This is a genomic window from Flexivirga sp. B27 (genome assembly GCF_052905685.1).
In genome coordinates, this window is sequence record NZ_JBPYUM010000001.1 from 81834 (window position 1) to 102175 (window position 20342).

Here is a 20342-nt window from a genome sequence, read left to right on the forward strand (position 1 = left end):
CCATAGACTCGCATGCGTGAAACGCCTCCTGCTCCTCGACGGTCATTCGCTCGCCTACCGCGCCTTCTACGCGCTGCCCGTCGAGAACTTCTCGACGACCACGGGCCAGCCGACCAACGCCGTCTACGGCTTCACCTCGATGCTGATCAACGTGCTGCGCGACGAGGAGCCGACCCACGTCGGCGTCTGCTTCGACGTGTCCCGGCAGACGTTCCGGGCCGAGGAATATGCCGAGTACAAGGCCGGCCGCGCCAAGACCCCCGACGAGTTCAAGGGGCAGGTGTCCCTGGTCCACGAGATCCTCGACGCCCTCAAGATCCGCTACATCGAGATGTCCGGCTGGGAGGCCGACGACCTCATCGCGACCCTCGCCACGCAGGCCGAGGACGCGGGCTTCGACGAGGTGCTGATCGTCTCCGGTGACCGCGACGCGATGCAGCTGGTGACCGACAAGGTCACCGTCCTCTACCCCGCGCGTGGCGTCTCCGACCTGTGGCGGATGACACCGGACAAGGTCGAGGAGCGCTACCTCGTCCGGCCCGAGCGCTACCCCGACCTCGCCGCATTGGTGGGGGAGAAGGCCGACAACCTGCCCGGTGTGCCCGGTGTGGGCGCCAAGACCGCGGCCAAGTGGTTGGGGCTGTATGGCGACCTGCCCGGCATCGTCGACCACGTCGGTGAGATCAAGGGCAAGGTCGGTGACTCGCTGCGCGAGCACCTCGACGGTGTGCTGCGCAATCGCCGGCTCAACCAGCTGGTGCGGGACGTCGCGATCGGTGTGACGCCGGACGAGCTGGAGCGGCAGGTGTGGGACCGCGACCAGGTCCACCAGGTCTTCGACGGCCTGGAGTTCCGGGTGCTGCGTGAGCGGCTCTTCGCCAGCATCGAAGCCGGCGGCGAGGAAGCTGAAGGTGCAGTCGAGGTCGAGGGTTCGGTGCTCGCGCCGGATGAGGTTGCCGACTGGGTCAACAACAACTTGACGTCGAAGGATCGCGCCGGACTGCACGTCATCGGCGACTGGTCACGCGGCACGGGCGACGTCCGCGCGCTCGCGGTCGCGGTGGGCGGCGAGGACGACGGCACGGCGGCATACTTCGACGTCACCGAGCTGACCCCCGAGAGCGAGAAGGCCGTGCGCGAGTGGCTGGCCGACCCACAGCGCCCGAAGGTCCTGCACGACGCGAAGGGCCCGCTGCAAGCGCTGTATGCCGCAGGCCTGCCGCTCGCCGGGCTGGTGAGCGACACGGCATTGGCGGCATACCTCGTGCGACCCGACCAGCGGGCCTATGACCTGGCCGACCTCGTGCTGCGCTTCCTGCGTCGCGAGCTGCGGCCTGAGCAGGACGACCCAGCGCAGGGAATGCTCGACCTGGACGGGCACGACCACCAGGGCGAGGAGGCGATGGTGCAGGCACGTGCCGTGCTCGACCTGTCGGCCGCTCTCGACGAGCAGGTGGCCGAGACCGGCGGCACCGACCTGCTGGCCGACATGGAGTTGCCGCTCGTAGAGTTGCTGGCGCAGATGGAGCGGGTCGGCATCCACGTCGACCCGGACCTGCTCGACCGGTTGGAGGCCGACTACGCGGGCGCGCTCGAGCGTGCGGCGGAGGACGCCTACGAAGCTGCCGGCGGTGAGCGGATCAACCTCGGCTCTCCCAAGCAGCTGCAGGTCCTGCTCTTCGACAAGCTCGACATGCCCAAGACCAAGCGCACCAAGACCGGTTACACCACCGACGCCGACGCGCTCAACGACCTCTACGCCAAGACTGAGCACCCGTTCCTGGAAGCCCTGCTGCGCCACCGGGACTCGGCGCGGCTGAGGGTGACCGTCGAGGGACTGACCAAGTCGATCGCCGACGACGGCCGGATCCACACGACCTACCAGCAGACGATCGCGGCCACCGGCCGGCTCTCGTCGACCGACCCCAACCTGCAGAACATCCCGATCCGCACCGAGGAGGGCCGCCGCATCCGCGAGGCGTTCGTCGTGGGCGACGGTTATGAGTCGCTCATGTCGGCCGACTACAGCCAGATCGAGCTGCGCATCATGGCGCACCTGTCCGGTGACGAAGGGTTGATCGAGGCGTTCCGCAGCGGCGAGGACCTGCACCGCTTCGTCGGCTCGCGGGTCTTCGGTGTCGAGCCGGCCGACGTGTCGGCGGAGATGCGGGCCAAGGTCAAGGCGATGTCCTACGGACTCGCCTACGGCCTGTCGGCCTACGGCCTGTCCAAGCAGCTGACGATCAGCACCGGCGAGGCCAATTCGCTGATGGAGGAATACTTCTCGCGCTTCGGTGGGGTGCGCGACTACCTGCGGGAGATCGTCGACGTGGCCCGCAAGACCGGCTACACCGAGACGATGCTGGGACGTCGGCGCTACCTGCCCGACCTGACCTCCGACAACCGGCAGCGCCGGCAGGCTGCCGAACGCATGGCGCTCAACGCGCCCATCCAGGGCTCGGCCGCCGACGTCATCAAGCTGGCGATGCTGCACCTGCAGGACGCACTCGTCGAGGCGAAGGTGAAGTCACGGATCCTGCTGCAGGTGCACGACGAGCTCGTGCTGGAGATCGCGCCGGGGGAGCGCGAGCAGGTCGAGCAACTGGTGCGTCAGGAGATGGGCGCCGCCATCGAGCTGGACGTGCCGCTCGATGTCAGCATCGGCGTCGGTCGCTCCTGGCATGCCGCCGCGCACTGACCGGCTGTCTCGCCGCTGCCGTACCCGCCCTAACCCTTGACCGTCGAAGGTTGAGTCGCCCTGGGGGCGGCATACAGCGCCCTAACCTTCGACTGTCGAAGGTTGTCGTCGGCCAGGTTCAGTCGACGTCCCAGTCGCGTCGCGTGCGGCGCTCGCGACGGGAGTCCTCTTGGGGTCCGCGGTCTCCCCAGTCGCTGCGGTCACCACGGTCACGCGCGTCCCAGGGAGTGCGCTCCCGGCCACGGTCAGGGGCACGGTCGGTGTCCGGGCGTGCTGGCTCCTCGCGGTCGCCCCGGCCATCGCGGTCGCGGTCGTCGTAGTCCGGTCGGTCGCCCCGGTCATCGAGCTCGTCCCGGTCATCGTGCGCCCGACGGCGTCGCGGCTCGTCGTCCCAGCGGCGTCGGTCGTCGGCGTAGCCGTCGGTGTGGCGCGCGGGGCGGGACTCGGTGCGGCGGTCGACGCCGAACATCACCGCGCCGAGGACGATCGTGATGACGCCGATGGCGACGCAGGCGAAGGCTCGGTATTTCTCCACGTCGGTGATCCGCCAGCAGGTGCCCTTGGCGAAGGTGCTGTCCGCCGGGTTGGCGGCTGTGCCGCACCCGAAGACCGAGCCGGTGCTGGCACGAACCCCCGTGACCGGGACGAAGTAGAAGTAGGCGGCCGCGACGATGAACGCGAGTCCGATGAGGATGCAGATCTTGGTGCCGGTGCGTGGGGTCATCACCGTGCGTGTCTCGAGGTCTTCGGGCATGACCGGCATGTTACTCATCAGTCGGTCGAGGCATGCCGGTCACCGCGCCATAACCTCCGGAATGTTCACCCAAGCACGCAGCTCGGTCGATCCGACGCGTCCCAGATCGAGCGTCGTCCAGCCCTTCGGGCGACGCTTGGACCACTTGCCGCCGTCGGTGCGCTCGGCGATCTGCACGCTGACTCGGGTCGGCGGAGCGCGGTCGACGTGCCACGGGTCGGTGTCCTCCGGGACCGGCCAGGACAGCATGTAGTAGGCGTCGAAACCCTTGCGTTCCAACTGGAATCCGATCGCCGAATCGACGCTGAGCGAGTGGGCACCACTGCCTTGCACCAGGACCGGCGCGGACGGTTGCGCGTGCTCATCGAGGTATGCCGTCACCACCGACGACGCGTGCCGAGCGGCGTCCTCGGCGGCCCAGGAGGGCGACGCGGCCGTGACCGACGCGAGCACCACGAGCGCGGCCGCGACGGGGACGGCGATCACGGCCCGCCATACGGCCGGGGTGCGACGGGCGAGCGCCACGACCCGATCGCGGGGCACCAGCTCGGTGGCCCGCACCGCCAGCGCCGCGAGCCCGAAGACGGCGATCACCAGCGTCGGCAGCAGCCAGTAGCCGACGGTGAACCCGGCCATGTAGGTCAGTCCCCAGGCCTCGATGGGTATGGCGACCAGCGCGAGCCCGCACGCGAAACTCCCGGCGGTCCGCGGCCGGCGGGTGCCGGCCAGCGCGCCCAGTGCGAGCAGCAGCGCGCCGAGTGCACCGGTGACGACGGTGAGGCCGGTCTCGTCCGGTCGGTAGGTGTTGTGGAACCGGCCGAAACCCAACGGCGACAGGCGATCCAGGGTGTAGGCCAGCGCATGCGGCCAGGACGCGCCGACATCTGCGGACTCGTTGCTGTATTTGATCAGCTGCTGCAGGTTGTTCGGCTGATAGATCAGCAACTCCAGCAGGGTCGGCAGCCAGACCGCGAAGAGCAACGCTGCGGTGATCTTCCAGATCCGGTGCAGGCGCTCGGTGCTGCCGCGCCACATCCGCAGCCGCCGCAGTCGCCGAACGCCGGCCAGGACGAGCAGTGCAACCGTCAGGCCGACCACGAAGGGCACGAAGGCGAGGTTGGCCTGCGCGACGAACGACGCCGCCACCGCATAGACCCACAGCACGCTCAGGTCGCCGTCGATCAGCGCCCACGCGCACACCAGCACCAGCAGCATCGGCAGCGTGGCGACATACACATTGAGCGGGCGGACGAGCTGCTCCGGGCCGAGTGACCACTCCAGGACGAGCACGGCAAGTGCGACGGGGACGGCGGTCCGCCACGCGCGCATCCGGAACGCGACGATGATCGACCCGGCGGCCGCGATCGCGTTGCCGACTGCGACCGAGAGCAGGATGCCGGCTCCGGAGAAACCCAGCAGTGCGGCGACCGGCGCGGCGAAGTAGTACTCCAACGGGCCGAGATGGTGCGTGGGCACGTTCGCGCCCTCGGTGAGGATGCTGGTCGAGCGCTGGCCCATCAGTGGGGGACGACCACTGAAGACCGCGCGCATCCGATCGGCGATGACGGCGTCGTCGCCCTCCGGCGCCCACCCGTGCGCGACCGCACGCACGTAGGCCACGGCGATCGGCACGAGGACGATCAGGATCAGCCAGGTGACCGGATGACACGCTGCGGACCGCAGCCGTCGCAGGACGGTTCCGGTCATCGGTCACCTCGGGGGTCGTGGTCGGGCGTGCCGTCGCAGGTTACCCGCGAGTCCGGTCGGTCATAATGCCGACGTGACAGTCGGAGCGATCGTGCTGGCCGGGGGAGCGGGCACCCGGATGCGCCCGCTGACCGATGACTGCCCGAAACCGTTGCTGCCGCTGGCTGCCGAGCCGCTGATCGGTTATCAGCTGCGCCGGCTCGCCGCCGCCGGCGTGCGCGACATCGTGGTCTCCACCGGCTACCTGGCGGACCGCTTCCACGCGGTCCTCGGCGACGGGAGGCCGTGGGGTGTGCGACTGCAGCACTGTGTCGAGGACGAGCCACTCGGCACTGGAGGCGCGTTGCGTGCGTCGGTCGAGCTGCTGCCCGATGTCGACCGAGTCGTCGTGCTCAACGGTGATCTGCTGTCCAGTCACGACCTGGCTGCGCAGCTGGTTGCGCTGGACGGGGCGGGCAGGACGAACCCTTCGGACGACCGTGCGCGGCTGGTGCTGCACGTGCGCGAGGTGCCGGACGTGGCGCCATACGGCCAGGTCAGCTGCGGCGCCGGCATGCGCGTGACCGGGTTCGCCGAGAAGTCCGGCAGTGGGCCGGGGCTCGCAAACGCCGGCACATATGTCGCGGACGCGGACCTGCTCCGCGGCCTGCCGACCGGCCGCTCCTCGTGGGAGCGAGACCTGCTGCCGGCGCTGCTCGCGGACGGTGTGCCGGTCCTCGCCCGGACCGCCGACGGCTACTTCCGTGACGTGGGCAGCCCGACGGCATACCGGCTGGCGAGTGTCGACGCGGTGACCGGTGTGTTGCCGGGTGCGCTGGACATCGGATCCGGTGGCGAGGCGTATGTCGCGGTCGGCGCGCACGTCGACCCGGCGGCGCGGCTCACCGGCGGGTGCAGTGTCCATGCCGGTGCCGTCGTTGGGGCCCGCGCACAGCTGGCCGGGACCGTCGTGCTGCCCGGTGCCCGGGTCGGGGCCGGTGCTCACCTCGTCCGGTGCGTGGTGGCCGAGGGCGCGAGCGTGGCACCGGGCACGGTGCTGACGGACAGCATCGCGAGTGACAGCCGTGGTTGACGGCAGTGCTGACGGCCTGACCGAGTGGCGAACTTACCGGTGAGTAAGACCCGGATGTGACGTGCATCTCCGGTAAGTATGCTTGCGCGACGTCCCAACCCCCAGCACCCGCGAAGACGTGATGAGCCCACGACCCACCGGCGGTGGATACCGCCCGGCACTCGATGGCATGCGAGCCGTCTCGGTGCTGACGATCATGCTCTTCCACGTCCCCTACCAGTGGGTGACCGGCGGCTACTGGTCGGTGAACGTCTTCTTCATCGTGTCCGGCTACCTGATCACCGGGCTGCTGCTGAAGGAGCTGGACAAGTGGGGCTCGATCGACCTCATCGGCTTCTACGTGCGACGTGCCCGGCGGTTGTTGCCGGCACTGCTGATCATGCTGATCGTGGTGTCGTCGGTCTGGCCGCGCGTCCTCGGTGACGAGACACCCAGCACGATCCGGGGTGACGGTCTCGCGGCGCTGTTCTACGTCGCGAACTGGCGGATGGTGCTGACCGGGCAGTCCTACTTCGAGCAGTTCGGGACCGCCGCGCAGTCGCCCTTCAAGCACGCCTGGACGCTGGGCATCGAGGAGCAGTACTACCTGCTCTTCCCGATCCTGCTGATCGTGCTCTTCCGCGTATTCGTGGGGCGCGGGGCGTTCGGGCGGCGCGCTCGCGGCCGGATCCTGGCGGTGATGTGCGTGCTCGCGGCGTTGTCCGCGATCGTGATGGCACAGGTCTACGTGCCCGGCGGCGACCCGTCGCGGGTCTACTACGGCACCGACAGCCGGATGCAGGACATCCTGGTCGGAGCAGCGCTCGCCGTCGGTATGTCGATGCTGGACCGGCGTCGCCTGGCGGCGTGGGCCGAGCGCAACCGGCCCGCGGTGATCGGCGTCGGCTGGCTGGTCGCTGCGCTGACGCTCTACTGGTTCTTCTGGATCCCGGCACACGGCTGGGTCTTCTACGGCGGCTACCTCGTCTTCGACACGATGTTCGCGGTGCTGATCTTCTCGGTCGAGGTGCTGCCCGGCAGCTCGGTGGCCAAGCTGCTGTCCTGGCGGCCGCTTGCCTGGACCGGGATGATGTCCTACGGGCTCTACCTGTGGCACTACCCGCTCTTCGTGCTGCTCACCCCGGAGCGGACCCACCTGTCCGGCATACCGTTGCAGTTGCTGCGATTCGCGCTCACCTTCGCCATCGCCAGCGCATCCTTCTATCTGGTCGAGGACCCGATCCGCAAGGGTGCACTGCGCAAGCTCGGTCGCAAGGTCGCGGCGGTGGTGCCGCTCGCGGCCGTCGCGGCGACCGCGGTGGTGATCGCGGTGTCGGTCAACGGGATGCGCCTCGCACCGACGGCACGCGCGGGCGAGGGTGTGACGGTGTCCGGTGGCTCGGGCCGCTACTCGCTGCTGATCATCGGCGACTCCGTCGGATTCTCCCTCGGCTACAACTTCCCGAAGGACGCATTCCCCGACGTGCGCCCGACGGCCGCGGTCGACTTCGGCTGCGGCACCGCCGAGCAGAGCATCATCGTCTCCGGCAAGCGGCAACCCACCGAGTCCGAGTGCGCCAACGTCTTCGCGCACTGGGCCGACGGTGTCGGCAGCACCAAGCCGAACGTCATCGTGTGGTCGCTGGGTCCGTGGGAGGTCTACGACCACTACGTCGACGGCAAGAACCTCAAGGTCGGCACGGCGGCATACAGCAAATATCTGCTGTCCCGGATGGACACCGGCCTGGCCGCGATGAACAAGGCGGGCAAGCATGGCCCGGTCGTCATACCGACGGTGCCGTGCCTGGGCCAGCCGAAATACATGGTGGGTGGCGTCAACATGGCGACCGACCGCAACGACCCGAAGCGCGCCGCCGCGGTCAACAAGATCCTGCACAAGTTCGCGGCGAAACATGCCAAGCAGGTGCACCTGGTCGATCCGGGCGAATTGGTCTGTCCGGACGGCAAATTCACCGAGAAGGTGGACGGGGTCAAGCTGCGTGACGACGGCGTGCACTACACCAAGGCCGGGGCGAGAGCCTTCTGGAAGTGGCTGATGCCGCAGATCGCGAAATGGGTGCCGGACACGCCGAAGGCCAAGCAGTGAAGCACGCGTCCTCGATCCGTCGGCTGGATGCGCTCGACGGGATGCGGGGCATCCTGGCGATCTTCCTGTTGTGCTACCACTTCGGCGTCACCCAGCTCGCCGGGTCGTGGCTGGTCCTGAACGTCTTCTTCGTGTTGTCCGGCTTCCTGATCGTCCGGTTGATCGTGCAGGAACGCGCCCGGACCGGACGGATCGACTTCCTGGCGTTCTATGCCCGGCGCGCCCGGCGTCTGCTGCCGGCGCTGGCCGTCCTGCTCGCAGGGGTGTTGGTCTACGCGCTCGCGTTCGCCTCGCCGGGCGAGCGAGCGACGCTGCGCTGGGACGTGCTGGGGACGATGTTCTACTTCATGAACTGGCGGCTGATCTCCCAGAGCGATCAGTATTTCGTCCACTTCACCGAGCCGTCCGTGCTGCAACACGCCTGGTCGCTGTCGGTGGAGGAGCAGTTCTACCTGCTCGCGCCGTTGCTGGTGCTCATCCTGATGGCGGTGCTGCGCACCCGTCGCGCGTTGATCGCGGTGCTGGTCGGGCTGGCGGTGGTGTCCGCGGCCTGGATGGCTCATGTCGGGGTCGGCAGCGACTTCGCCCGATCGCACTCCTACTACGGCACCGACACCCGCGCGCAGTCGCTGTTGCTCGGCGCCGCGCTGGGCGTCGCGACAGCGAGCTTCGGCCGGTCGGCACGACCGTATGCCGCGCCGGTGAAGCTCGTGCAATGCGTCGGCTGGGCCGCGTTCGCGGTGACGATGTTGTCGCTGGTCTTCGCAACACCGCAGACGCCGCTGATGGCCGGCGGCGGCATGTTCTTCCTGTCACTGACCACTGTCGCCTGGGTCTGGGCGACGGCCGACGAGCGCGGCGGTCCGATGCAGCGGGTGCTCGCGTGGCGGCCGCTCGTCGGGCTGGGCCGGATCTCCTACGGCGCCTACCTCTATCACTGGCCGATCGGGCTGTGGATCGCGAAGGTGCTGCCCGATGCTCCCGTCTGGCAGCGGGTCCTGGTCGCATTCCCGCTGAGTGTCGGCGTGGCCACGCTGTCCTACCAGCGGATCGAGCAGCCGATCCACGATCGCGGCTGGCGGGCCGTGATCGGCGGCGCGCTGCGAGCCCGCACGGTGGCCGCCGGTGTGGTGGTCGTTCTGGTCGCCGGCGCATTCGGCGTGCACGGGAATCCCGCTGCGGCAGCTACGGATCCGACCCCAGCGGCACCGGCGCCGGCGCTGGTGCGCGGCCAGCCGGACTACGTGGCGCCGGACAGCAAGCAGACGATCGCGTTGTTCGGTGACTCGGTCCCGGACCGGTTGACCAAGTACTTCCCGGCCAAGGACTACAAGAACCTCACCGTGGTCGACGCGGCGAGTTCGGGCTGTGACCTGCTCAACGCGCCCTACCGCAACCCCGGCAACGGTGACGTCGAGCAGCTGCGCCCGGACTGCGTCGCGTTCAAGAAGAAGTGGCCGCAGCAACTCGAGGGCACCGGCACCGAGCTGCTGCTGATCATCCCGTCCCGGTTGCTGCAGCTCTCCCACGTGCTGCAGGGCAAGACTCGCACATGGGGAGATCCGGTCTACACCAAGGAGATTCGACGTCAGCTGGACATCGTCGCGACCGGTGCCGAGCGCACCGGTGCACGGGTCGCGATGGTGACGATGCCCTGCTACGACCCGAAGTCGGCATCCGGTGTCTTCCTGAAGACGATGCGGCAGCACGCGCCGCAGACCCTGCACTCCTTCGCGCACCCGCAGCGACTGAACGACCTGGTGCGGTCGTGGGCCAAGGATCACGGTGCACCGGTGATCGACCTGAAGAACGCCGTGTGCGGGTCGGACGACTCGCCCACCCGACCGGGCGGGCACAGCCTGTATGCCGACGGGGTGCATTTCTCCCCGTGGGGTTCCAAGGTCGTCTGGAAGTGGCTGGCTCCGCAGGCGCTGCGGGTCCTGCAGGAGCAGTCATGAGTGACGGCAGCACGCGCGCGACGTCGCGCCGCAGCAGCCACTACCTGCCCGCGATCGACGGCTTCCGCGGCATCGGCGTGCTGATCGTGTTGCTCTACCACGCCGGCTGGTCGGTGCTGACCGGCGCATTCCTGGCGATCGACATGTTCTTCGGCGTCAGCGGCTACCTGATCACCTCCCTGCTGCTGCGGCAGGTGGGCCGCTGGGGCACCGTGCCGTTGTTGACCTTCTGGTGCGGCCGCGCCCGCCGGCTGCTGCCGGCGATGACCGGAGTGGTGGTGCTGGCGGCGGCATACGCGAAGTTCTTCGCCGACCCGACGACGCTCGATCGCTTCCGGATCGACATGATCTCGTCGCTGACTTTCTGGTCGAACTGGCACTTCATCGACGACCAGCAGTCGTATTTCCAAGGGGGAGCGACGGTTTCGCCGTTGCTGCACACCTGGTCCCTGTCCATCGAGGAGCAGTTCTACGTGGTGTGGCCGCTGCTGCTGCTCGGCTGGCTGACCGTGCGGCGCGGCCGGCTGCGCGGGCTGACGGCCGCCCTGCTGGTGCTCGCGGGTGCTTCGGCGCTGTGGATGGCGCTGAAGTATCAGCCCGGCGTCGACCCCTCCAGCGTCTACTACAACACCTTCAGCCGGGCGCAGGCGATCCTCGTCGGCTGCGCGCTGGCGGTCGTGCTGGAGTTGCGGGCACGGCGTGGCCACGGGCGGAGCCGGCACGTGCCGGTCCTGCTCGGCATACCGCTGCGGTCCTCGACGTGGTCGGCGGCCGCCGCGATCGGCGGGCTGGTGTGGCTGTTCGGCGTGCCATTGCTCGTCGACGCACAGACGGAGTGGATCTTCCGCGGCGGCTTCCTGGTGTCCGGTCTGGCCGCGACGGGTGTCTGCTGGCACCTGGCCACCTGCCGGAGCGGCCGGATCTCGCGCGCGCTGGAGTGGCGACCGCTGACGGCGGTCGGCAAGCGGATCTACGGCCTCTACATCTGGCACTGGCCGCTGTTCCTGATCCTCGACTCGCAACGCACCCACCTGTCCGGAGTCGCGCTGGTGGTCGTGCGCATGGCGGTGACCGTGGCGGTGGCGTTCGCGTTCGACTGGCTCGTCGAGCGCCCGATCCGGGCCGGCGCGCTGCGTCGCCTGGTGCCGCACGGCGGGGTGATCGCGGCCGGGCTGGCACTCGTCCTCGGCACGACGTGCGCCTTCGCGTCGACGGCTGCGGCCAAGGACCCGATCTTCGGCACTGCGTTGCCGGGCAGCGTCACGACCGTCACCGGGCCGATGCGAGCCGACCAGGACAGGGTCGACATCTTCGGCGACTCCGTGGCGTTCACGCTGTGGAAGTACCGCCCGACCGGTCAGCGCTCCATCAGCCTCGGCTCCAGCACGCAGCTGGGCTGCGGCGTCGCCATACCGCAACAGCTGCAGGTGGGGGAGTTCAAGACGGCGCCCGCACCGCAGTGTGCGCACTGGGAACGTCGCTGGGCCGCGCTGGTGCAGGAGACCAAGCCGCGTCTGTCGGTCGTCGTGTCCGGGTCCGCGGAGCTCTTCGACCGGGTGGTCGACGGCACGGTGCTCAAGGTCGGCACCGCGCGCTGGCGGGCCTTCCTGCTCAAGGCGTATGGCGAGGCCGCCGACGTCGCCGGGCAGCACGGGCGCTACCCGGTGACCATCGCCAACATCCCGTGCTACGACCGCAAGGGCGCCAGCGGCGTCGGCGCGTTGCCCGGGGTCAACCAGGACGAGGATGCGAAGGCGGCCTCGACCCAGAACGAGGTATGGCGTCAGGACGCCGTCAACGACGTGTTGCAGCAGGTCGCGAAGACCCACGAGAACACGACGCTGCTGGACATGCGCAGCTACCTGTGCCCGAGCGGGAAGTACCAGAAGCAGACCGACGGCGTCACGATGCGCCCCGACGGGGTGCATTTCGGCAAGGCCGGTGCGGCGCAATGGTGGCGGCACTTCGAGCCCGAGCTGCGCAAGCGCTTCGGGCCGCGCATCTCGGTCGACTCCGTCTCGCAGTGAGCCCGGTGGCAGCAGCGGAGATCCGCCGAAATGCGCTGTGGCGCACAGCCGTTGCCATAAGGTGAGCGCGTGAATTGGGGGAGCCGCTGGAGGATCCTCCTCGGCGCACTCCTGGTGCTGCCGCTGGTCATCTGGTCGGTGAGTTGGGTCCTGCACGGCTGGGTCCCGCAGGGTGACGAGGGCTGGATCGCGGTCAAGGTGCACGACGTCTTCAGCGCCCACCCGCCGCTGCAGGGGATGCGATCGACGAGCAACGAGTCCTGGCCGGGGATCTGGGCGCACCACCCCGGCCCGATGCAGTTCTACCTGCTGGCCGTGCCGTTCGCGCTCGCCGGCTACCACCCGGCGGGACTGGTGATCGGGGGACTGCTGCTGGCGGCCGGGCTGCTCGTGCTGGCGTTGTGGCACGGGTGGATGGCCGGCCGACGTGCCGGCCTGGCTGCGGTGGTCATTGCGGTGGTGGTCAGTGAGCTGCTGATCGGCCCCTCGCTGGTGATGCCGTGGAATCCGTGGCCCCCGGTGCTGGGCGTCGTCACGTTGCTGACGCTCAGCTGGCGTCTGCTGCTGGGCCACTACAGCGTGCTGCCGTGGTTTGCCGTCGTCGCCAGTCTGGTGCTGCAGGCGAACCTCGCACTGGTCGCCAACCTCTTCCCGCTGCTGGTCGTGCTCGCCGGCGTGGGGCTGCTGCGCTGGCACCGCGCACGTGGAGCGGTGTGGCCGCTGCCGGGATGGCGGTCGCGCGGCCGTGACCACCCCGTATGGCGCCGCCCCGGCATCGTCGCGACGGTGCTGGCGGTGTTGTGCTGGGCGCCGCCGATCGTCGAACTCTTCGTCATCAGCCCCAACAACGCCACGCAGCTGTGGGAGATCGTCCGGGTCGAACTGCAAGGGCCGCTGCACGTCCTCGGCGCGATCGTGCTGGTCGGCGGGTGCGGTTGGGCGGCGTGTGCGATCGCCGCGCGGCGCGCGCCGGCCAGCAGGCAGGCTGCGCTCTGGCTGAGCTGGCTGGTCGCTGCCGGCGTCGTGCTGTCCGTCGTCGCCAGTGCCGGTGGCCGACTGATCTATCTGGGAATGATGGTCGGCGGGATGAGTTTCGCGGTCGCCGTCCGGTCCAGCCGGCGCACCGCGATCCGGTGGGCTCGCGTCATACCGCCGGCGGGGTGGGGCGGCGTCGCCGTCGTGGTGGCGCTGCTGATCGGGCCCGGCGGTCCGGCCGAGCTGATGATCAACAGTGCGCAGACGCGGAACGCCGACCGGGCGCGCGCGGCGACCGACGAGGTGCACGCAGCGCTGCTCGCCCACGGTGTCCGCAGCGGTCCCGTGGTGCTGCACACCGAAGGCTTCCTGGCATCGGCCAGTTATGTCCCGACGGTCACGCTCTCGCTCACTGTGGACGGTTACACGCCCTATTTCGACTTCCCGTGGCCGCGCCCCGAGGACGGCGACTTCCGCCGCGTCGAGCACGCTCCGGCGGATGCGGTGCAGGTCACCGTGCGTGACGACCGCCCACCGCTCATCGACATACCGGCCGGCAGCCGGTGAGCGGCTGACCGATCGAGACCCGCGCCGGCCGAGGATCTTGGCGCGTCTCGTGGTCCTGCCAACCGCGTTGGTCGAGTGCCGGAGGAGCGTAGCGGGGGAGGTGTATCGAGACCAGGTCAGCCACGGTGGTCGAGTGCCGGAGGAGCGGAGCGGGGGAGGTGTAGCGAGACCGACAGGTCGGCTGTGGCCGGTGATGGTCGAGTATGGCGAGGCACTGGTCGAGCCCGTATCGAGACCAGGTCAGCCACGTTGGTCGAGTGCCGGAGGAGCGTAGCGGGGGAGGTGTAGCGAGACCGACAGGTCGGCTGTGGCCGGTGTTGGTCGAGTATGGCGAGGCACTGGTCGAGCCCGTATCGAGACCAGGTCAGCCACGTTGGTCGAGTGCCGGAGGAGCGTAGCGGGGGAGGTGTATCGAGACCAGGACTCCCACATCCACGAAGGCATCACTCCCACCCTGCAGATCCCCGAAATATGTTCGATAAACCTATGGCCATTGACGCCGTGGTGCGGTATCCTGTGAGTAGACGAAAAGCCATACGGGGGAAGGGGATTCACGCCATGCCTGTCGATCAGCCAGTGCCCTGTGATGCCCCCGTGGCGCCGGGTCGTGGCCCGGAAGTGTTGGAGATCCTGCAAGCAGCAGCGGCTGTGTTGGATGAGGTGCCGGGTGCGGTGCACCAGCTCGGCGGCGCCGGCGAGGACGCCCTGGTGACGGCGTTGTTGCGGTTGCACGGTAGGTCCGCGCAAGTAGTCACCCTGGTGACCGCGGATGCGGTGGATCGGGGTGCGGTGGCGGAGTCCGATGCTGCGACCACGACCCAATGGCTCGGCAATCACGTCGAAGACTGCCCGGTGGAGCCGAAGACGGTGCGGGCGATGGCGACCGTGGCCGATGCGTGCCGCGACCGCAAGAACACTGTGATCACCGACGCGTTACGGTCCGGTTCGTGTTCGGTGGAGTCCGCACGGACCGCGTTGACGCAGGCGGGGAAGGTGGCGCCGGTGATCCCGTCGGCGGGGCGGGATGAGGTGCTGGGCTGGTTCCTGCAGGTCGACCCGTCGTTGGGTGCGGCGGGGTTGACGTTGTTGACGCGGCGGATCCTGGCCCGGTACGCGCCGGAGAAACTGTCCACGGATGACGAGAAGCTGGAGCGGACCGAGTCGTTGTCGTGGTCGACCACCCCGACCGGGATGACCCGCCTGGTGGCGGAGCTGTCCCCGGCGAACGCGGCGATCCTCAAGGACGCGATCAACGCGGGGTCCGCACCGCGACCCGCGCGACCCACTGACCCGACCGGTGAGGTCGGGAAAGGTGGTCGAGAAGCGACGAACCAGCGTCTCGAGGCCCCGACTGGTTCTGAGCCGGTGCGGGATGAGCGGCCTGCGGGTAAGCGTCGGGTGGATGCGTTGATGGACCTGGTGGGTGCGGGTGCCCGGGCCGCGACCGGTGATGGTGTGCAGGCCAGTGCGGCCACGGTGTTGCTGACCATGGACCTGGAAGCGTTGGTTGCCGGTGTTGGTGGGGCGACGACGCTGACGGGTGAGACTCTTGATGCCGGTGCTGCGCGCAGGTTGGCGTGCTCCGCGGACCTGATCCCGGCGGTGTTGGGTGGGCCGAGTGCCCCGTTGGATGTGGGCCGCAGGGAACGCCTTGCCACCAAGGCGATCCGGGCCGCGTGCATCTTGCGGGATGGTGGGTGCACGTTCCCCGGGTGTGATCGTCCGCCGGGGTTCTGCGAAGTGCACCACGTGGTCCCGTGGTGGGCCGGCGGCCACACGTCTCTTGCCGGTTCGGCACTGTTGTGCGGCAGGCACCATCAGACGGTGCACCGCAAGGGGTACATGGCCGACATACGACCCGACGGCGTGCACTGGGACCTGACCCCCGACCGGATGCCCGGCCACGCCGCCGGCGCAGCTTGACCTCGACAGGCTCGGCCACCTCAGGGAACAGGCTCGGCCACCTCGGTGCCGTCATTCGGCGAAAGGGTGTGTCTCCGGAGGTGCCCCAGCCAGTGGGATCAGTCAACCGCCTGCTGACGGATGAGTGCGGCGAGGTGCCGGGCTGTGCGTTGAGCTTCCTGCTGACGCTCGTCCCAATCGTCGACAACGTGCCCTAGGTACGCATCCGATGCGAGGGACAGGGTGTGCCGATCCGGTGCGGGCAGGTCCGGCAGCAGCTTCGCCGCTGCCTCGTCCTTCGAGACGATCTCACCGGTCTGCAGAGTGACGAGCATCCTGGCCAGCGTCAGCAAGACGTTGCGTTCGTCGCCGGCCAGATCGGCGAGCAGCGGCTCAAGACTGTCGTGGATGCATCGCCGCAGATCGTGGGCGGGCACCGGCTCGAAGATGGTGCGCGGGTGCGCACCGCGTAGGCATTCAGCGTGTTGTCGAGAGCCGGCGATCAGCACCGCGATGTCCGGGTTGGTGTGCGGCTGCGGGGTGGCACCGCCGGTGAACTCGTCGCGCAGCCACTCGCCATACAGGAAGTCGCAGACCGGCGGATACCTCCAGGGGACAACGTCTTCCAGGACCAAGGAGGTGACTTCCAGCGGTCGACCCGGTGTCACCGTCGCCCGGCGTCCGGAGAACCGCAGCAGGAAGTCGGTCAGGTCAGCTCGCTCGCCGGCAGTCAGCGATCGCTGCGTGACGAGCAGCAGATCGATGTCGCTGTCGGGTTGCAGTCCACCCGCTGCCCACGAGCCGGTCAGGTAGGCACCACGCAGCCCGCCGGGTGCGTGCTGGTCGAGGTGCTGCATCAACGCTTCGAGGACCTGCTGCACACCACGGATCATCGCGACGGAGGACGCAGTGCGTCAACGCATTTGAGTCGCCCGGCAGACGGTCCGAACGGCATTGCCTGACGCGGGTGGTGCTGGGGTGAGAGCCTTCCGGTGTGACCGAACTGACCCACGAGCTGACCGACGACGAACGTCGCGTGCTCGACCTGGTGGACGACGACGCGATCCTGGCCGACCTGTCGGCGTTGGTCGCCATACCGTCGGTCGGAGGCAGCGCCGGCGAGGTCGCCGCACAGCGCTGGTGCGCCGAACGACTGCGCGGCCTCGGAATGTATGTCGATGAGTGGCCTATCGACATTGCACAGCTGGCGACCGACTCGGCCTTCCCCGGCATGGAGGTCGATCGCGAGCAGGCACTCGGAGTGGTCGGGACGTTGCGTCCGAGCGCCGAAAACTCAATAACCACACCGGCTCTCGCATTCTGCGGACACACCGACGTGGTGCCGCCCGGCAACGAGACGGCCTGGCCCGACGACCCGTTCACGTTGCGCATCACCGACGGCATCGGCCATGGGCGCGGCGTGTGCGACATGAAGGGCGGTGTCGCAGCGATGATCGGCGCGCTGGATGCGTTGCAGCGCGCCGGTGTTCACCGCACGCGTGCGGTGGCGATCCACTGCGTCAGTGGTGAGGAGGACGGTGGCGTCGGTGCGTTCGCGGCGCTGAGTCGGGGTCACCGAGCCGACGCGTGCGTGATCCCCGAGCCGACCGGCGGTGCCGTCATACCGGCGAACGCAGGCTCGCTGACCTTCCGGCTCGAGGTGCCGGGTCTGGCAGCGCACGGATCGCGGCGCACTGCAGGCGTGAGCGCGGTCGACAAACTCGAGGTCGTGCTGGCCGGACTACGCGCGCTGGAGAAGGCGCGAAACACCGACATACCAACCGAATTCGCGCACCTGGAGTTGCCATGGCCGCTGTCCGTCGGTGTGGTGCACGCCGGGGACTGGGCGAGCATCGTGCCGGACCTGCTGGTCGCGGAGGGTCGCTATGGCGTCAGACCGGGCGAGTCCGTGTCGGCGGCTCGCGCGGCGTTCGAGACGGCGGTGCACGACCACACCCGGCACGACCCGTGGCTGCGGGACAATCCGGTGCGGATCAGCTGGCCGGGCGGGATGTTTGCGTCCGGGCGACTGCCGGGCGGCCACCCGCTGCTCGGCCAGGTCACCGATGCGGTGCGCGGCGTCCGGGGCAGCGTGCCGGACGTCATCGGTGCGCCATACGGCTCCGATCTGCGGTTGTATGCCGCCGCCGGCGTCCCCACCCTGCAGTACGGACCCGGACGGATCGAGCATGCCCATGCGGTGGACGAACAGGTCGATCTGGCCGAGGTATTCGCCTGCGCGCGGGTGTTTGCGCTGCTTGCTGTCCGTGCCTGCGGCGAGAGGACCCGACCGGCGAGTTGACCGCGGGGGCACGGGTCTCGATACGCGGCCTCCTCCGCTTCGCTCCTCCGGCCGCTACTCGACCAGCTTGGGTGGTCCAGAAGTGACCGGTGAGTAGGTCTCGATACGCAGCGTCCTCCGCTTCGCTCCCCCCGCTGCTACTCGACCATCTTCAGGCCCGGATAGTCTCTGCCCTCATGCAGACATCCCGCGTGTTCGACGCCATCGACGACGCCTTCGCGGACGACCCGCAGACCAGTGACCCGGTCGACCCGCGGTGGCAGGCGATGACCGACGAGGTCGCGGGTTACACCGGCGCGAACGAACTCGCGGTGCTCAACCTCGCCGCGGCGGTGCTGCCGGACGACGAGGCATACCTCGAGGTCGGCACCTTCAAGGGCCGCTCGCTGGTTGCTGCCGTCCAAGGCAACGAACGCAAGAGGTTCTACGCGATGGAGAACTTCCTGGAGTTCGGCATGGCGGGCCAGGAAGCACGCGCCGAGCTCGAGGAGAACCTGCGCACGAGGGGCGGCGGTGCCGACATACGCCTGCTCGAGGGTGACGCGTTCACGCTGATGGCCGAGGACGGCGTGATCGACCGGCCGGTGGGCGTCTACTTCTACGACGGCGAGCACACGCTGCTGTCGCACTACCTGGCCCTTGCCGTCGTGGAGCCGCTGCTGGCCGACGAGGCGCTCGTGCTGATCGACGACGCCAGCTGGCCGGTCGTGCAGCGGGCGCACAAGCTCTTCCTCAAGCGCCACCCGGGCTGGCAGATCGAGGCGACCTGGGACGCCCAGCACGCCGACGACCCGCGCTGGGCAAACGGCCTGCACGCGCTGGTCTTCCGGCGGCCGGCCACCGGACGCCGTGGCATATCGCGCACCGACGAGGCGTTGCGTCGCTATCAGACCACCGTGCAGGATCGCGTCAACAAGGTCGCCTGGGCGGCCGCCGATCGCTTCCCCGGTCCGGTCAAGAAGGCCGCCGGCCTCGTGCTGTCACGCTCGCGGGCTATCGGCGGTGACGATCACTGACTCGTCGGCGATCGCCGTCGCCTGATGTCGCAGCACCACCCGCGACAGGCCGGCCAGCGCCACGACGAGCGCCCCTACCAGGCAGACGAGCACGATTTGCTTGGGACTGTCGTGCCACACGGTCGCGATGGCGACGACCTCGACCACGATGACGCCCCAGGTCAGTGACCCGAGCAGACTGGTGTCACTGCCCATCTCGGAGAACAACCACACCTGCGCGAGCGCCCAGGCCACCCCGAGCACCACGCACAACAACGCCAGCGAGCCGAACTCCCCGTAGTCCGCACCGCCCGCCACGGTGATCCAGGTGCGCGGTGAGACGGCGACGACGCCGAAACCGACGATCCCGATCCCGGTCACGACAGCGCTCGCGCGCAGCAGGGTGCGGGTCGGCCGGTCGCCCTGCATGCGCGGCACGATGATCAGGGCCACGAACTGCGTGCCCCAGCACATCGCACGCGCAAAGGTCGACGCCAGCGCGTAACCGCCGGAGTCGTGCGGGGTCAGGAAGTGCCGCGCGAGCAACATGTCGACGTTGGTGAGGGCGACGTATGCCGCCAGGGTGCTGTTGGAGCGCACCAGCTCGCGGGCGAGGCGGGCATTGCGTGGCAGTGTGGCCAGGTCGGACCGGCACAACCACGCGCCGTAGAGAGCGGCCGCGACCCCGGCGAGCAGCATCGCCGCGAAGACACCGGTGACGTTGGCCGAGAGCGCGGCGCACACCGCAGCGGCGAGCACCCGGCTGACCGCGTTGGCCAGGTAGAGCAGGCCGAGCGCCCGCAACCGGCCGCGACCGAGCAGGATGCCCTGGAAGCAGCCGGTGAGCATCATCGGCACGAGCATCCCGCCGAGCAGGACCGCCGCCCAGAACGACGGCAGGTGGAACCAGTGGGCGAGCGCGGGGGAGATGACCGCGGTGATCCCGAAGCAGCCCATTCCGATCGCCAGGGCCGGCCGCAACGCACTGGTCGGGCCTTCCGGGTCGTCCCCGGACAGCCGCCGTGCGACCACCACCTGGAAGACACCGGCCGGTATGGCGAGCAGCACGCCATACGTGGAAAGCGCTGTGTAACCGCCGAATTCGCCCGGCCCGAGCGGGCGGGACAGCAGCATGACCACGAGATAGCCGAGCGCGTTCGCCATACCCATGGCGACTCCGAGGAGCGCGCCCATGGCGGTCCTCGACGAGGGCGCACGAAGTGCGTTGCGAGCGGTCACGACCACAGAGGTTACCCGCGAGTTAGTATTTGGGTTGCTCGCGCAGCGACCGATCGGGCC

Annotated in this window: 13 protein-coding genes; 9 read left to right on the forward strand and 4 right to left on the reverse strand. The window is 69.0% G+C overall.

The window, feature by feature from the left end:
• Window positions 1-16: 16 nt before the first annotated feature.
• Window positions 17-2698 carry a DNA polymerase I gene (polA, locus tag ACSZL9_RS00420; RefSeq protein WP_446663479.1) on the forward strand — a complete coding sequence of 894 codons (2682 nt, stop codon included), beginning with the start codon at window positions 17-19 and terminating at the stop codon, window positions 2696-2698.
• 118 nt (window positions 2699-2816) lie between these two features.
• Here the strand turns inward: polA and ACSZL9_RS00425 are convergent, their stop codons facing one another.
• Together ACSZL9_RS00425 and ACSZL9_RS00430 are read right to left on the reverse strand one after the other, a co-directional pair.
• Window positions 2817-3452: a hypothetical protein gene (locus ACSZL9_RS00425; protein WP_446663480.1), complete on the reverse strand. Its 636-nt coding sequence runs from the start codon at window positions 3450-3452 to the stop codon at window positions 2817-2819.
• 39 nt (window positions 3453-3491) lie between these two features.
• A complete protein-coding gene (locus ACSZL9_RS00430; protein WP_446663481.1) occupies window positions 3492-5159 on the reverse strand; it encodes a hypothetical protein in 1668 nt (555 codons plus the stop codon).
• Window positions 5160-5232: 73 nt separating this feature from the next.
• Between ACSZL9_RS00430 and ACSZL9_RS00435 the strand changes: the two genes are divergently transcribed.
• The 6 genes from ACSZL9_RS00435 (at window position 5233) to ACSZL9_RS00460 (ending at window position 15767) form a co-directional block, all read left to right on the forward strand.
• A complete protein-coding gene (locus ACSZL9_RS00435) occupies window positions 5233-6231 on the forward strand; it encodes a sugar phosphate nucleotidyltransferase (RefSeq protein WP_446663482.1) in 999 nt (332 codons plus the stop codon).
• Window positions 6232-6352: 121 nt separating this feature from the next.
• Entirely contained in the window at window positions 6353-8317 is a 1965-nt protein-coding gene (locus tag ACSZL9_RS00440; protein ID WP_446663483.1) for an acyltransferase family protein, read from the forward strand.
• Entirely contained in the window at window positions 8260-10275 is a 2016-nt protein-coding gene (locus ACSZL9_RS00445) for an acyltransferase family protein (RefSeq protein ID WP_446663484.1), read from the forward strand. The genes ACSZL9_RS00440 and ACSZL9_RS00445 overlap by 58 nt, the downstream gene beginning before the upstream one ends.
• On the forward strand, window positions 10272-12302 hold the full coding sequence (locus ACSZL9_RS00450) for an acyltransferase family protein (RefSeq protein WP_446663485.1): 2031 nt from the start codon (window positions 10272-10274) through the stop codon (window positions 12300-12302). Before ACSZL9_RS00445 ends, ACSZL9_RS00450 begins: the two co-directional genes overlap by 4 nt.
• 69 nt (window positions 12303-12371) lie before the next feature.
• Window positions 12372-13844 (forward strand): hypothetical protein, encoded by a 1473-nt coding sequence (locus tag ACSZL9_RS00455; RefSeq protein WP_446663486.1) that lies wholly within the window; start codon window positions 12372-12374, stop codon window positions 13842-13844.
• A gap of 558 nt (window positions 13845-14402) precedes the next feature.
• On the forward strand, window positions 14403-15767 hold the full coding sequence (locus ACSZL9_RS00460; protein WP_446663487.1) for a DUF222 domain-containing protein: 1365 nt from the start codon (window positions 14403-14405) through the stop codon (window positions 15765-15767).
• Window positions 15768-15865: 98 nt separating this feature from the next.
• Here the strand turns inward: ACSZL9_RS00460 and ACSZL9_RS00465 are convergent, their stop codons facing one another.
• Complete coding sequence (locus ACSZL9_RS00465; protein WP_446663488.1) at window positions 15866-16627, reverse strand: aminoglycoside adenylyltransferase domain-containing protein; 762 nt, start codon at window positions 16625-16627, stop codon at window positions 15866-15868.
• A 113-nt stretch (window positions 16628-16740) separates the two neighbouring features.
• Between ACSZL9_RS00465 and ACSZL9_RS00470 the strand changes: the two genes are divergently transcribed.
• Together ACSZL9_RS00470 and ACSZL9_RS00475 are read left to right on the forward strand one after the other, a co-directional pair.
• A complete protein-coding gene (locus tag ACSZL9_RS00470) occupies window positions 16741-18048 on the forward strand; it encodes an ArgE/DapE family deacylase (protein WP_446663489.1) in 1308 nt (435 codons plus the stop codon).
• A gap of 176 nt (window positions 18049-18224) precedes the next feature.
• Window positions 18225-19064: a class I SAM-dependent methyltransferase gene (locus tag ACSZL9_RS00475; RefSeq protein ID WP_446663490.1), complete on the forward strand. Its 840-nt coding sequence runs from the start codon at window positions 18225-18227 to the stop codon at window positions 19062-19064.
• On the opposite strand, the gene ACSZL9_RS00480 is transcribed toward ACSZL9_RS00475, so the two are convergent.
• Window positions 19029-20282 carry a hypothetical protein gene (locus ACSZL9_RS00480; RefSeq protein ID WP_446663491.1) on the reverse strand — a complete coding sequence of 418 codons (1254 nt, stop codon included), beginning with the start codon at window positions 20280-20282 and terminating at the stop codon, window positions 19029-19031. The genes ACSZL9_RS00475 and ACSZL9_RS00480 overlap by 36 nt on opposite strands.
• Between the last annotated feature and the right edge of the window lie 60 nt (window positions 20283-20342).